At 41.8% G+C, this 13,790-nt stretch carries 13 protein-coding genes; all 13 read right to left on the bottom strand.

Features of this window, described 5'->3' with window-relative positions; genetic code table 11:
* Window positions 1–4 precede the first annotated feature (4 nt).
* Entirely contained in the window at window positions 5–727 is a 723-nt protein-coding gene (locus HNR63_RS07655) for a glycosyltransferase family 2 protein (RefSeq protein ID WP_181520403.1), read from the bottom strand.
* Window positions 727–2,166 (bottom strand): alkaline phosphatase family protein, encoded by a 1,440-nt coding sequence (locus tag HNR63_RS07650; protein ID WP_181520347.1) that lies wholly within the window; start codon window positions 2,164–2,166, stop codon window positions 727–729. Before HNR63_RS07650 ends, HNR63_RS07655 begins: the two co-directional genes overlap by 1 nt.
* Window positions 2,163–3,080 (bottom strand): lysylphosphatidylglycerol synthase transmembrane domain-containing protein, encoded by a 918-nt coding sequence (locus HNR63_RS07645; protein WP_181520346.1) that lies wholly within the window; start codon window positions 3,078–3,080, stop codon window positions 2,163–2,165. Before HNR63_RS07645 ends, HNR63_RS07650 begins: the two co-directional genes overlap by 4 nt.
* A complete protein-coding gene (locus HNR63_RS07640) occupies window positions 3,070–4,017 on the bottom strand; it encodes an NAD-dependent epimerase/dehydratase family protein (protein WP_181520345.1) in 948 nt (315 codons plus the stop codon). Before HNR63_RS07640 ends, HNR63_RS07645 begins: the two co-directional genes overlap by 11 nt.
* A gap of 76 nt (window positions 4,018–4,093) precedes the next feature.
* Window positions 4,094–5,302 (bottom strand): hypothetical protein, encoded by a 1,209-nt coding sequence (locus HNR63_RS07635; protein WP_181520344.1) that lies wholly within the window; start codon window positions 5,300–5,302, stop codon window positions 4,094–4,096.
* Between the two features lie 127 nt (window positions 5,303–5,429).
* Window positions 5,430–5,744 (bottom strand): thioredoxin, encoded by a 315-nt coding sequence (trxA, locus tag HNR63_RS07630; RefSeq protein ID WP_009361800.1) that lies wholly within the window; start codon window positions 5,742–5,744, stop codon window positions 5,430–5,432.
* A 146-nt stretch (window positions 5,745–5,890) separates the two neighbouring features.
* Entirely contained in the window at window positions 5,891–6,868 is a 978-nt protein-coding gene (locus HNR63_RS07625; RefSeq protein WP_181520343.1) for an electron transfer flavoprotein subunit alpha/FixB family protein, read from the bottom strand.
* A 16-nt stretch (window positions 6,869–6,884) separates the two neighbouring features.
* Entirely contained in the window at window positions 6,885–7,658 is a 774-nt protein-coding gene (locus HNR63_RS07620) for an electron transfer flavoprotein subunit beta/FixA family protein (protein WP_021093817.1), read from the bottom strand.
* 15 nt (window positions 7,659–7,673) lie between these two features.
* A complete protein-coding gene (locus HNR63_RS07615; RefSeq protein ID WP_181520342.1) occupies window positions 7,674–8,441 on the bottom strand; it encodes an enoyl-CoA hydratase in 768 nt (255 codons plus the stop codon).
* A gap of 37 nt (window positions 8,442–8,478) precedes the next feature.
* Window positions 8,479–9,060, bottom strand: a complete 582-nt coding sequence (gene fadR, locus HNR63_RS07610) for a fatty acid metabolism transcriptional regulator FadR (protein WP_085788313.1) — start codon at window positions 9,058–9,060, stop codon at window positions 8,479–8,481.
* 96 nt (window positions 9,061–9,156) lie between these two features.
* Window positions 9,157–10,833, bottom strand: a complete 1,677-nt coding sequence (locus HNR63_RS07605; protein WP_181520341.1) for a long-chain-fatty-acid--CoA ligase — start codon at window positions 10,831–10,833, stop codon at window positions 9,157–9,159.
* A 192-nt stretch (window positions 10,834–11,025) separates the two neighbouring features.
* Entirely contained in the window at window positions 11,026–11,433 is a 408-nt protein-coding gene (locus HNR63_RS07600) for a DUF350 domain-containing protein (RefSeq protein ID WP_009361806.1), read from the bottom strand.
* Between the two features lie 11 nt (window positions 11,434–11,444).
* Window positions 11,445–13,790, bottom strand: coding sequence for an endonuclease MutS2 (locus HNR63_RS07595; protein ID WP_181520340.1), 2,346 nt, complete (start codon window positions 13,788–13,790; stop codon window positions 11,445–11,447).

Here is a 13,790-nt window from a genome sequence, read left to right as displayed (position 1 = left end):
CTCTCTAGCGTTGTTGAACAGAGCGCATATACTTTCGTTTTACCGGGCGACACATTTCTTTCACGATCGCAGGAAGAACGTGTTTTAAGTAAGCTGTAAACTTAATAAACGACTGACCTGTTGTCCTCACTTGATATACAATCGGCACTTCTTTTAAGCGGAATCCTTTGCGAACTAAATTTAACGTCAATACTTGAGCGTAGTTGTAATCATGAATAATTTCCGCTTCTTCCATCGCCTCACGTGAAAAAGCCCGCATGCCTGATTGACCATCGTAAATCCATGTTTTTAATAAAATGGATTGAAGCAACGTAAACATATAATTTCCGATGCGGCGATGCCATTTCATCCCATGAATCGTTCCTAAAAAGCGAGAACCCATTGTATAATCCGCTTCTCCACATAAAATAGGCATGATGAGATCTGGGATTTGCTCTGGCGGATATTCATTATCTGCATCAATCATGACACCGATGTCGGCATCAAGTTCGACACATTGTTGTAAGCCGGTACGTACAGCTGCCCCTAACCCACGATTTCGTTCGTGTCGATAAATGAAATCAGCTCCCGCCTGCTTAGCGACGTCAACCGTACGATCCGTTGAGCCGTCGTCAACGACTAGTACATGCACTTCTATATTCGATCCAATATGTCTCGGAATACGACGAATGACTTCTCCAATCGCTTCTTCCTCGTTATGTGCAGGCAAAAATACAACGACTTTCATCATCTTCCCTCTTTCTTCAGCGCTTCAACTAACACAGGGCCACGGCTATGGCTCGGATATGGAGCTCCTAACAAATAAGCAATCGTTGGAGCAAGGGAAACGAGGCTATGTTTTTCGTCAATGCGCTTTCCTTTTTCAATCATCGGACCGTACATGAAAAATGGGACATATCGTTCTCCTTCGTCTAAATGGCCGTGTCCACCAATTCCATCTGCTTGTCCATGATCGGCACAAACGATGAGCGTCGTGTTGTCCATTTTCCCTTTCTCGTGTAGCCATTCAACAAATTGTTGAATGAGCCGATCAACTTCTTCAATTTTTTGCACATACTCATCATAATGTACACCACGACTATGACCGGTTTGATCCGTTCCAATAAATTGAACAACAAATAAATCTAAATCTTGTTCGGCCATGATTTGTTTCGCCCGCTCCATAATGTTACGGTCTGCCACATCGTTATGCATGACAGCTGTCACTGTTTCGACATCATTTCCTAGGGAATCGACAAGATGAGCGATACCGAGCACTTTTCCTTTTTTCCCCGCTTTTCGAAGTGAATCAAAAATACTTTCTACTCGAATGCCTAACTTCCATACCATATTTGAACGAATACCGTGCTCAAACGGATACGTTCCTGTAAGCATCGACGTAAAACAAACGACCGTCCGAGCAGGATATACTGTTTCCATTTGTGTAAAATCTGTTCCGTTGGCACGGAGCGATTTTAAAAATGGAGCGTTTGCTTGTTCAAAACGATCTTTTCTCATCCCATCAATCACGAGGACGATGACGCGATCACTCAACGGCCTATCATTTGTCGGCACATTGTTCGTGTACTGATCGATGACTTTCGGTTTCCAGTCAAATAAATAGCGATGCAAAACAAACGACCATATGAAAACAAATGCGTAAAAAGCAATGAATGACGGAACATGTACATCATGTTGCATCCCGTATTCCCACATAGAAAGAAGAAGCAACACTTTCGGTAATTGTTCTTGCGCATTTCCGCTTGTAGAGTCGCTATTTTTTAATACGAGTTTCCAAAAGCGAGTGAAGTTCAACCACGTTGTTCCAATGCGTAAATGATAATATAACGTTCCCCAAAAGAAAACGGTAAAAAAGAAGTAGAGACTGACAGCAAGCAAAAGTAAGCTCGTTGGAACGAAAGACCAAATCATTAAAAACATGACGTACGGAACCCATAAATAGTTACGTAAAAATAACGGATAGTCATATACGTAGTACAAAACGAAAAGGGGGAGGGTGAGTAAAAAGCTACGAAATAACTTTTCCCCTTCTTCCAACGTCATACCATCAAATAAATGAAAAAGAACGATCGTTCCGATGACAAAAATTGGAGTAAATGGTTTTCCTTCATTTAATAAGTTCCAACATCTTGCCGCTATTTTTTCAAACTTCGATGCTTTTTTCACGCTGCGTCCTCCTTTCGAACGAATGTCCATAATGTCGGGATGCGAAACCATACATATAGTCCGACGACATAAGAAAATAAAAATTTAAACAAATGGGTCACTAACGCAAGGGCGTATGCTTGTTCCCAATACGGATGAATGCGCGTTAACGCAAATGCCATAACGGCTTCATACGTAGCTAATCCTCCTGGAGTCATTTGAAATATTTGTCCTCCAACGGTCATGCTATTTACCCATAACGATTGAGCAAATGAAAGTGGAAAGGCCACCATTTTCGCCATTTCAAACAAAACGACAGCTTCACATATCCAACTGAACACAATAGCAACAACAATCGGCACAAAGCGACGGCTTTTCCATATCATGTTCCAATGTTGTTTATGTTTTTGTAGCCATGACAAGTCGATGCGTTGAAGGACGAAAAACAACATAACGATACCGCCGAAAACGAGGGGAAAAATAACGGCGGAACGAATAACGGTGTGCATATAAACGATTGCACCAAAAAAAGCAAAGAAAAATAAAACGAGCAAATCGAGAAGGCGTAATACAATAACAGACTCGGCAACAATCGCAAACGAGATGCGATCTCGCCTTGCGCATATGCCAATGCGAGCAGCATCGCCAATTTTAATCGGAAAAATGTGATTGATAAATAAACTAGCAAATAACCCATCGATACACGTTTGAAAACGAGCCTGAGGCAAATACCATTTCCATGCCATTGCACGTAAAACAAAGGCAAGTCCATACATGATGAACATATAACTTGCATGCCACGGTTGCGAAACAAGCGTGTGCATAAGATCGAACAACCGTTGGGCATTAAAATGTTGAACAGTCATCCATATAAACATTGCAATAAACAGAAAGCTAATGAGCCGTATCACGATGTTGATTTGTTTATTTTTCATATTGCTTCGCCCATTCAATCGTCTTTGCTAATCCTTCTCGTAACGATACGCGCGGCTCATATCCGAGCTGCTCTTTCGCTTTCGTAATATCCGCCCATGTAGCGACGACATCGCCAAGCCGAGAAGGTTCGTAATGAATGCGCATATGTGGAAAATGGGCTTGGAACTCTGCAAGCAACTGCTTCATCGTCACCGGTTGACCAGCCCCAAGGTTAAACACATCACTTGCCCCTTTCCGATCTAGCGCTCGAATCATTCCATCAACAATGTCATCAATAAACGTATAATCGCGAGCGGTATGTTCACCGTAAACGGTAATCGGCTCGTCGCGCAACAATTGACGAATAAATTTGCTAATGGCCATATCCGGCCGCCCCCACGGTCCGTATACAGTAAAATAACGAAAAATCGTCATCGTGTAGCCGTATATATGCGCATATGCATGGCAAAACGATTCCGCACTATATTTTGCCGCTGCATACGGGGAAACGACTTGTCCATTCGCCATATCTTCTTTTAATGGCTGAAACGCTTGATCGCCGTACACAGAAGAAGAAGAGGCGAACAACACATGCTCAACCTCCGCCTCCCCTGCTGCTTGCAATACGTTTACTGTCGCTTTCACATCGTAGTCAATATATGCAAGCGGCTCCGTTAATGATGGCTGTACGCCAGGTAACGCTGCTAAATGAAACACAACATTAGGGCGATGATGTAAAAAAATTTGTTTTAAAACATCCGCTTGCAAAATATCTACATCGTAAAAGTGAAAAAAACCGACGTCTTTTATTTGTTGAAGCTGACGCTGTTTCCGATATGTTGAATAGTACGGATGGAAATTGTCGATCACAACGAGCTCATGCCCAAGTTCAAGCAATTTTTTTCCCAGATGACTACCAATAAATCCTGCTCCACCTGTGATACATACTTTTGTCATTTATCTGACTCCCTCATCGTTTATGCGCTACTATTGTATCACAACAAAAAAGCCGCGTGTTATGCGCGGCTCTTTTTTATTGAATGATCGCACTGACAGCATCAAGCACAGCTTTGCTATGTTGAGCAGCTTCATCTTTTTTGTTTTCAGCAATGGCGTTATACCATTTTTCTGCAGCAGCAAACACTTCTGTTGCTTTTTGTTCACCTAATTTTGCTTTCACATCTAATTCGATCGCCTTTAAGAACATGTTTCCTTCTAACGCTTTCACTTTCGCTTCGACAACGTTATTTTCGTCTAACTGTGCCGGTGCTTTTTCATGATAGCCTTTCATTTTACCAAACAACGCTTTTGCAAATAATGCACTCACTTCTTCTGCTTTAATGTTTTTGTAATCATTATTCAATGATAAAATCTCATCTAAGCGAGTTGTTGCAGCCTCATCACCTTCAGCTAAAGAGCCTTTGATCGCTTGTAAAAAGCCCCACGCTTCTGCTTGTTGACCTTTTAGCTCATCTTCTGCTTTACCTTCTTTCACACCTGCTTCAATTTTTTCAGCATATGATTTTGATGCTAAATAGTAGCTGCGATAGATCGATTTATCCGTTAACTGAATGTACACTTTAAAATCATCTACGTTATTTGCTTTTAACGCTTCTTCTTGCGCAGCTAAACCAGCGTTAATGCTTTGCTCAAGGCTAGATTCTCCCGTTAATTGATAATATTCATCACGTTTCATCGCTGTTGGAACGAAAATTTCCGCTGCTAGCAACTTAATTTGTTCGAACAATGTTGTCGCTTTTTGTTGGTCGCCAGCTTCAAGTGCAGCTACAACGTCTTTTTGCAATTTCTTTTGCAACTGATAAAAATATGACTGCGTCACTTTATCTACAATTTGGCGCGCTGGATGTACGTTTAGCTCCCCGCTTTTTCCACCTTGAATCGCTGCTTCAATCGTTTGGGCAAATGTACCATCTAGTTCGTTAATTGGCTTTTGCAGTTGCTCTGTATATGTTTTTTCCACAACGCTCCAATCAACTGGTTGTCCTTCTTTCGCTTTTTCTGTTTCTGCTTTGATCGCTTTATAAGCATCGATGAACGCTTGAACGTTTACTTGCTCTTCTGCTTGCTCAGTTTCAGCTTGTTGTTGCTCTTCTTGTTTTTCTTCTACTTTTGTTTCTTCCTTCTTCTCTGTCGTTTCCGTTTTTTGTTGGCCGCAACCTGCAAGCACTCCACCTGCTAATAAAAACATAGCAAATACAGCTTTTAATTGACGTTTTTTCATTTCGTATGTATCCCCCTTTTTTTGATAACGATTTTCATTAACCGTTATCATTATAGTAGAGAACGATTTTCAATGTCAATATAAAATTTCAAAAAAAAATACCTCGGATTTCTCCGAGGCATGTCGATTATAAATGTTTGCTTAAAAGACCAACAAGCGCTTCTTTTGGTTGGAAACCAACTGTTTTGTCGACAACTTCACCATTTTTAAAGACAAATAACGTTGGGATGCTCATAACGCCAAACTTTCCAGCTGTTTCTGGGTTGTCATCGACATTCACTTTCACAACCTTCACTTTGCCGCCAAGCTCGCGATCAACTTCTTCTAATACAGGTGCAATCATTTTGCAAGGTCCGCACCAAGGTGCCCAAAAGTCAACGAGCACAACTCCTTCTTTTACTTCATTTACAAACGTTTGATCTGTTGCATTTACAATTGCCATGTTTCATTCCTCCTTAAGCATTTCAGTTCCATGCACATAGTATACCATTGAACGTATTCATTACGCCAATCTTTTGCTTCGCTTCTACTATTTCCTTGTCGTTAAAAAATATGCTGAAAAGAAAAGGCAAAGCATCATGCTCTGCCTTACGAATGTACTTTTAGTTTTTTAAACTCCTCAATTAAAAGCGGAACGACTTCAAATAAGTCACCAACGATGCCGTAGTCTGCTACTTTGAAAATGTTCGCTTCTGGATCTTTATTAATCGCTACGATCACTTTCGAGTTAGACATGCCTGCTAAATGTTGGATAGCACCAGAAATGCCGCATGCAATATATAAGTCTGGTGTAACGACTTTGCCCGTTTGACCGATTTGAAGAGAATAATCGCAATATCCCGCATCGCACGCTCCACGCGATGCCCCAACCGCACCGCCAAGCAAGTTCGCTAACTCTTTCAATGGCTCGAATCCCTCGGCACTTTTCACGCCACGGCCTCCAGCAACAATCACCTTCGCTTCAGATAAATCGACACCTTCTGCTGTTTTTCGCACAACGTCACGAACGATTGTGCGTAAATCCTTTATATCTACTTGCACGTCAACGATCGCACCTGTTCGACTCTCATCTTTTTCAAGTGGAGCGATGTTGTTCGGACGAACGGTAACAAACATGAAACCGTCTGTAACAATTTTCTTTTCAAACGCTTTACCTGAATAAATTGGTCTCGTAAAGACGATATTTCCTCCCGTTTCTTCAACAGCAACAACATCGGATACAAGCCCAGACTGCCATCTTGCAGCAAGTTTTGGCGATAAATCTTTCCCAAGCGCTGTATGTCCGAATACAATTCCTTCTGGCTTCTCTTGCTCGACAACCGCTTGCAACGCTTGAGCATAACCGTCTGGTGTATAAGCCGCTAATTTTTCATGCTCGACAACAATGACACGGTCTGCACCGTAAGCAATGAGCTCATTCGCTAATGAGCGAACGCTCGCTCCGACAACGACAGAAACAACCTCTCCGCCTTCCGCGATCGTTTTTGCCGCAGCAATTGCTTCAAACGATACGTTACGCAACGCTCCGTCGCGCACTTCAGCTAATGTTAACACTTTTCTTGCCATAATCCCCATCCCCCTATTAAATGACTTTTGCTTCCGTATGAAGAAGTGAAACGAGTTCTTTTACTTGCTCTGAAATGTCACCTTGTAAAATTTTCCCCGCTTCTTTTTTCGGTGGTAAAAAGATTTCAATCGTTTTCGTTTTTGCTTCGACATCTTCTTCTTCCAAATCCAAATCATCAAGCTCTAATTCCTCAAGCGGTTTCTTTTTCGCTTTCATAATCCCCGGCAATGACGGATAACGCGGTTCATTTAAACCTTGTTGCGCCGTCACTAATAACGGTAACGATGTTTCAATCACTTCTTCGTCCCCTTCAACATCGCGTACCACTTTCACATTTGTTCCATCAATTTCTAGTTTCGTAATTGTCGTTACGTAAGGAATGCCTAACAATTCAGCAACGCGTGGGCCGACTTGACCTGAACCACCGTCAATCGCTACGTTCCCTGCTAAAATTAAATCGGCTTCTTTATCTTTTAAATACTCCGCAAGCACTTTTGCCGTTGTATATTGATCGCGGTTTTCTACATCGTCTTCAATGTTAATGAGCACCGCTTTATCGGCCCCCATCGCAAGCGCTGTGCGAAGCTCTTTTTCCGCATCTTCGTTCCCGACGGTGACAACTGTCACTTCTCCACCGTGTTGATCGCGCACTTGAATCGCTTCTTCAATCGCATATTCATCGTACGGATTAATGATAAATTCCGCACCTTCTTCACTTACTTTCCCATTTTGAATCACAATTTTTTCTTCCGTATCAAATGTACGTTTCATTAATACGAAAATATTCATGCTTCTCTCCCCCTCTTATTTTCCTCGGAACTGTGGTGTCCGTTTTTCAATAAATGCAGAAATACCTTCTTTCGCATCTTCCGTAACAAATACTTGCCCAAAAAGCTGCGCCTCTTTTTCCACACATTCGTGGAACGTTTTTGTTCTTGCCTCATTAACAAGCTGCAATACCGCTTGAACAGAAATCGGGCTCTTTTGAGCAATTTTTTGTGCAAGTTGCTTTGCTGTATGAAGCAACTGTTCTTCTGGTACCGCTTGATTTGCTAGCCCCCATTGAACAGCTTCTACTCCTGTTATCGGTTCGCTTGTCCACATCATTTCTAACGCTTTTGCCATACCGACGTGGCGCAACAAACGCTGCGTACCTGCAAATCCAGGAATAATGCCAAGCTGTAATTCTGGCAAACCAAGTTTAGCGGTTTCAGATACGATGCGCAGATGGCAACTCATCGCCAACTCTAAACCTCCACCGAGTGCGGCACCGTGAATGGCCGCAATAATCGGTTTCGGAAACTGTTCAATTTTCTCCATCACTTGTTGCCCTGCACGAGCGAGTTCAGCCGCTTGTTCGCTCCCATCAATCGCTGTAAATTCTTTAATATCCGCACCAGCTGAAAAAAATCTTCCTTCCCCATGAAGAACAATGACGCGCACTTGATCATTTTCTTTTAGTGTATCAAGCCGTTCTGAAAGCTCTTTCAAAACAGAAGAGGCTAAGGCATTGGCTGGCGGACGATGAAGCGTCAAAATTGTCACATACCCCTCTTGTTGAACGGAAAACATGTTCCCCCTCCTTCGTATATATCCGGAAGGTTGTTGTTTATACACAACAACCTTTCGTTAACAACTGATGAACCGATCTTGCTAATGCGACAAGATCATATTTTTGTTCGTTCATTACCCATGTCGTCACCATTTCGTCAATGGTTCCGAAAATCATTTGACGCGTAAGCCGTACGTCTAAATCCGAACGAAATTCCCCTTTGTCAATCCCTTCTTGTACAATCCGATCGACTACTTTCAAATATCCTTTCAAAATTTCGTTAATTTTCAGACGTAACGATTTATTCGATTGTCGAAGTTCCAATTGGGTAACGATTGCTAAATGCGGATCTGCCGCTAACATTTGAAAATGTTTTTGAATCAGCAAGAACAACTTCTCCGACGGACTCGAAATTCCTTCTATTTCTTCTTCAATTTTCTCAATAAAATATCCCATTTTTTCTTGAAACAACGAAATTAAAATATCTTCTTTATTTTTAAAATACAAGTAGATCGTACCATCCGCTACACCTGCTTGTTTCGCAATTTTCGAGACTTGCGCTTGATGGTAGCCATTTTCAGCAATGACGATCACAGCTGCATCAATAATTTGTTTAAACTTCGGTTTATCGCGTTTCAACTTTGCATTCTCCCTTTCAAAAATATGAATGAACAATCATTCATATTTTTATTTTAAAGAGAGGTCAAAAGCGTGTCAAGAAAAAACGTGCAAAGGTTATTTTTGCTTTTCTTTTTCTTCTTCAACAAGCGCACGGCGCAATATTTTTCCGACTGCTGTTTTTGGCAATTCTTTTCTAAATTCATAAATGCGTGGCACTTTATATGCCGCCAATTTACTTCTCATAAATTGGTCAAGCTCTTCTTCTGTGCACTGTTCTCCTTCTTTCAGCACAATAAATGCTTTTACCGTCTCACCGCGATAAGCATCAGGTACACCAATGACGACTGCTTCTTGCACTTTCGGATGCTCATACAACACTTCTTCTACTTCCCGCGGATATACGTTATAACCGCTCGCAATAATCATATCTTTTTTCCGATCTACAACGAAGAAATAACCTTCGTCGTTCATATAGCCTAAGTCACCTGTATATAGCCATCCGTCCCGAAGCGTCGCAGCCGTTTCTTCTGGGCGATTCCAATACCCTTTCATCACTTGCGGTCCACGAACAACAATTTCTCCGATTTCATTTACATTTGCCCGCTCACCTGTTTCTAATGAAACGATCATCGCCTCTGTATCTGGCCAAGGCACACCGATACTTCCTTTGATTCGTTTTCCATCCCAAATGAAATTGGAATGCGTCACAGGGGATGCTTCTGTTAAACCGTATCCTTCAATAATTTTTCCGCCTGTTACCGTTTCAAATTGTTCTTGCACTTCAACCGGAAGTGGAGCTGAGCCGCTAATACATATTTTAATCGATGATAAATCGTATTTTTTCAAACTCGGGTGGTTCAGTAGCGCGATGTAAATTGTTGGCGCCCCCGGAAATAGCGTTGGCCGCTGTTTTTCGATCGTCTTTAACGTCGTTTCAACATCAAACTTTGGCAATAAAATCATTTTATATCCTTCCATAATGGATAAGTTCATGACCGCCGTCATCCCATATACGTGGAAAAACGGAAGCACTCCGAGAATGGATTCATTGCCGCGCTCACATTTATACATCCATTTTGTACACATAAACGTGTTTGCTGTTAAATTATAGTGTGTAAGCATGGCCGCCTTCGGAAATCCTGTCGTTCCACCTGTATATTGAAGCAGAGCAACATCTTCGACCGGATCAACATGCGCTTCTTTTACTTTTCCACTCGCTAACGATAATGCTTTCGTAAACAAATGACAATCTCCTTCATGTTTGACGCGCACAATCATTCCTGTTTGTTTCTTTTGTACAAACGGATATAATACGTTTTTCGGAAACGGTAAATAATCTTTTATACTTGTAATGATCATATGTTCAACATTTGTATGCGCTTTCACTTTTATGATTCTTGGATAAAGTAAATCAAGAGCAATAATAATTTTTGCACCGCTGTCATTTAACTGATATTGCAATTCTCGCTCGGTATATAGCGGATTTGTTTGTACGACAATACCACCTGCAAACAAAACGGCATAATAGCTAATGACCGCTTGAGGACAATTTGGCAACATAATCGATACGCGATCGCCTTTTTCTAAACCGAGCTGTTGCAAATACGACGCTAACTTGATCGCTTGCTCATATATTTCTTTGTACGTCAACTCCTTTCCTAAAAAGTGAATCGCTGTTTTGTGCGGAAACTGCTCCGCTGCTTCTTGCAAAAATTGTTGCAACGGCTTGCGCGGATAATCAATCGAATGAGGAACTTGCTGAGGATATAACGCTAGCCATGGCTTCTCCATTTCTCTTCCCCCTTTTTCTATAAGATTATTTATATTTTATAATATTTTCTGAAATTTTTGTATCAAAAAATGAAAAAAGGTGCCTACTGACACCTTTTATGCAAAAAACGTAAGGTATATGACACCTATAAGCAAAAATACACCGCACAATCCAAGCAATACTTTCGCTAACGTTTCCATTTCTTTCTCCTCTCACCGTATACTTGCTCCGATGACAAACGACAAGCCGATGGAAATGACCATCGAAATAAATCCTACCGCGCGATTATCGTTGGCAATTTCATCGTCAATGTTAAACTTTGGTGTTAAAAACTCATAAATAAAATAACCGACTAAAAGCAAAACAAAGCCATAAATCCCCCAACCGATCATCGTTAATAGTGAATCGTGATGATCGATTGAATAACGAAAAATATTCGCAATACCAAATATTTTTCCGCCTGTCGCCATCGCTACCGCCATATTTCCTTTTTTAATTTCTTCCCAGTTTTTATATTTCGTCACAAGCTCAAAAATAGCTAAAAATAAAACTAAACATAAAATGACGACACTAAAATTGGCAGCAATATGAATCATTTCATTTTCCCAAAAAGCGCTCATAGTTCCTCCTGTCATCGTAATTCGACAATGGTGACGCCTGTTCCCCCTTCAGTCGCTTCACCAAACCGAATGCTTTTCACCGAACGATGATTTTGTAAATATTGTTGCACCCCTTTTCGAAGTGCGCCTGTTCCTTTTCCGTGAATAATGGACACGCGTGGGTACCCTGCTAATACTGCGTCATCAATATACTTTTCAACGCGAAGCAACGCATCTTCATATCGTTCACCACGCAAATCTAGCTCAAGCGGAACGTGATAATCGCGTCCTTTCACCGTCGCAATCGGCTTTGTCTCCATTGGTGTTGGACTGCTTACATACTGCAAATTTTCTTCATCCACTTTCATTTTTAAAATACCGATTTGCACAAGCCACTCTTTGTCGGATACTTTCTCAATCAACTTCCCTTTTTGATTGAGGTGGGTGACTTTCACTTCATCACCAGGTTGTAAAGGTTGCTTTTCTTTCTGCACTCGCTTTTTCTTTTTCGTGTCGATTTGTGGTATAGCTTCTTCTAGCTTTTTACGCGCATCGATGAGTTCATGTTCTTTCATCGCGACCGCTTGTTGTTTTTGCATCTCGCGAAGGTTTTGAATGACTTCTTCTGCGGTTTTCATCGCTCTTTTCACAATCAGTTCTGCTTCTTCTTTCGCTTTTTCTAGCAAACGATCACGTTGTTCATGCCATTCGTTCCACTGCTTTTCTAATTCGTTTCGCAACTGTTCCGCTTCTTGACGAAGTTTTTCTGCTTGCTCCCACTCTTCTTCTGCCCGCTTTTTACTTTGCTCTAGAGAAGCAATCATATTTTCGACTTCATTGTTTTCCGCACTAATATACGTGCGGGCGCGCGCAATAATATGTTCATCTAATCCGAGCCGACGAGAAATATCAAGCGCATTGCTTCGACCGGGAATACCGATCAATAGTTTATACGTCGGACTTAACGTTTCGATGTCAAATTCAACGCTTGCATTCATCACACCACGACGATTATAGCCGTATGCTTTTAATTCAGGATAGTGTGTTGTCGCTACGACGCGGGCACCACGATTATGCACTTCATCTAAAATAGCAATGGCTAATGCTGCACCTTCTTGTGGATCCGTTCCTGCACCAAGCTCATCAAATAAAACGAGGCTATGCTCGTCCACTTGTTTTAAAATCTCAACAATATTGACCATATGAGAAGAAAACGTACTTAAACTTTGTTCAATCGATTGCTCATCTCCAATATCAGCATACACCGAACGAAATACGGCTAGTTGCGATCCGTCTAACGCTGGTACTTGCAATCCAGCTTGCGCCATGATGGTAAACAAGCCAATCGTTTTTAACGTGACCGTTTTCCCCCCGGTATTCGGTCCTGTAATCACCATTGTCGTGTAGTCGTTTCCTAGTTCAATATCGTTTGGAACGACTTGATCAGGTGGAATAAGCGGATGACGAGCTTGAATGAGGCGAATATATCCACGCCCATTGATCGCTGGCTTTGTTGCTTTGATCGCTTTAGCGTATTTTGCCTTAGCGAACAAAAAGTCAAGATGTGCGAGCAGTGCAACGTTTTCAATAATCGTTGTCGCCTGCTCTCCCACAGAGGCAGATAATTCACTTAAAATCCGTTCAATTTCTTGCTTTTCTTTTACACGCAATTGTTGTAGTTCATTGTTTAATTCTACAACTGATTGTGGTTCAATAAATAACGTCGCGCCCGATGAAGACTGATCGTGTACAATGCCACCATACGTATGGCGATATTCTTGCTTGACTGGAATGACGTACCGATCGTTACGAATCGTAATAATCGCATCAGACAATGTTTTTTGAGCCGATGATGAGCGAATAATACTCTCTAACTTATCGCGCACTCGCCCTTCAATCGTGCGCAGTTGGTGGCGCAACGAACGAAGCCGATCGCTTGCTTCGTCAAGCACTTCCCCGCTTTCATCAATACAGCGATATATATGTTGCTCAAGCTCAACGAGCGGAACGATTCGCTCGGCATATGCCATCATATGCGGAAGCTCTGCCTCCGTCCCTTCTAAAAATTTTCTCAACTGCCTTGCCGCTCGCATCGTGCTTGCGATATCAAGCAGTTCATGTGGGCTAAGCGTTCCCCCGATGCTCGCACGCTTCGTTTGTGGGCGTACATCAAATATACCACCTAACGGAACGTGACCGCGCAAACGAAGAACCGTTGCCGCTTCATCTGTTTCTTCTTGCCAACGCACAACTTCTTCAACATGTGATGACGGCATAAGCGCTACAACTTTTTCTTTTCCTAATGAGGAAGACGCATATTCCGCAAGTTGTGCTTTTACTTTATCAAACTCAACAATGTGTAACGTTTTTACGTGCAC

It is taken from the genome of Anoxybacillus ayderensis, assembly GCF_013761015.1.
Lineage (GTDB): Bacteria > Bacillota > Bacilli > Bacillales > Anoxybacillaceae > Anoxybacillus > Anoxybacillus ayderensis.
This window is presented reverse-complemented; position numbering and strand designations above follow the sequence as displayed.

Bases quoted from the DNA above. Each gene is read 5' to 3' on its own strand.
- HNR63_RS07655 (WP_181520403.1), bottom strand. From the start codon at position 727: ATGAAAGTCGTTGTATTTTTGCCTGCACATAACGAGGAAGAAGCGATT.
- HNR63_RS07645 (WP_181520346.1), bottom strand. From the start codon at position 3,080: ATGAAAAATAAACAAATCAACATCGTGATACGGCTCATTAGCTTTCTG.
- HNR63_RS07640 (WP_181520345.1), bottom strand. From the start codon at position 4,017: ATGACAAAAGTATGTATCACAGGTGGAGCAGGATTTATTGGTAGTCAT.
- HNR63_RS07635 (WP_181520344.1), bottom strand. From the start codon at position 5,302: ATGAAAAAACGTCAATTAAAAGCTGTATTTGCTATGTTTTTATTAGCA.
- trxA (WP_009361800.1), bottom strand. From the start codon at position 5,744: ATGGCAATTGTAAATGCAACAGATCAAACGTTTGTAAATGAAGTAAAA.
- HNR63_RS07625 (WP_181520343.1), bottom strand. From the start codon at position 6,868: ATGGCAAGAAAAGTGTTAACATTAGCTGAAGTGCGCGACGGAGCGTTG.
- HNR63_RS07620 (WP_021093817.1), bottom strand. From the start codon at position 7,658: ATGAATATTTTCGTATTAATGAAACGTACATTTGATACGGAAGAAAAA.
- HNR63_RS07615 (WP_181520342.1), bottom strand. From the start codon at position 8,441: ATGTTTTCCGTTCAACAAGAGGGGTATGTGACAATTTTGACGCTTCAT.
- HNR63_RS07605 (WP_181520341.1), bottom strand. From the start codon at position 10,833: ATGGAGAAGCCATGGCTAGCGTTATATCCTCAGCAAGTTCCTCATTCG.
- HNR63_RS07600 (WP_009361806.1), bottom strand. From the start codon at position 11,433: ATGAGCGCTTTTTGGGAAAATGAAATGATTCATATTGCTGCCAATTTT.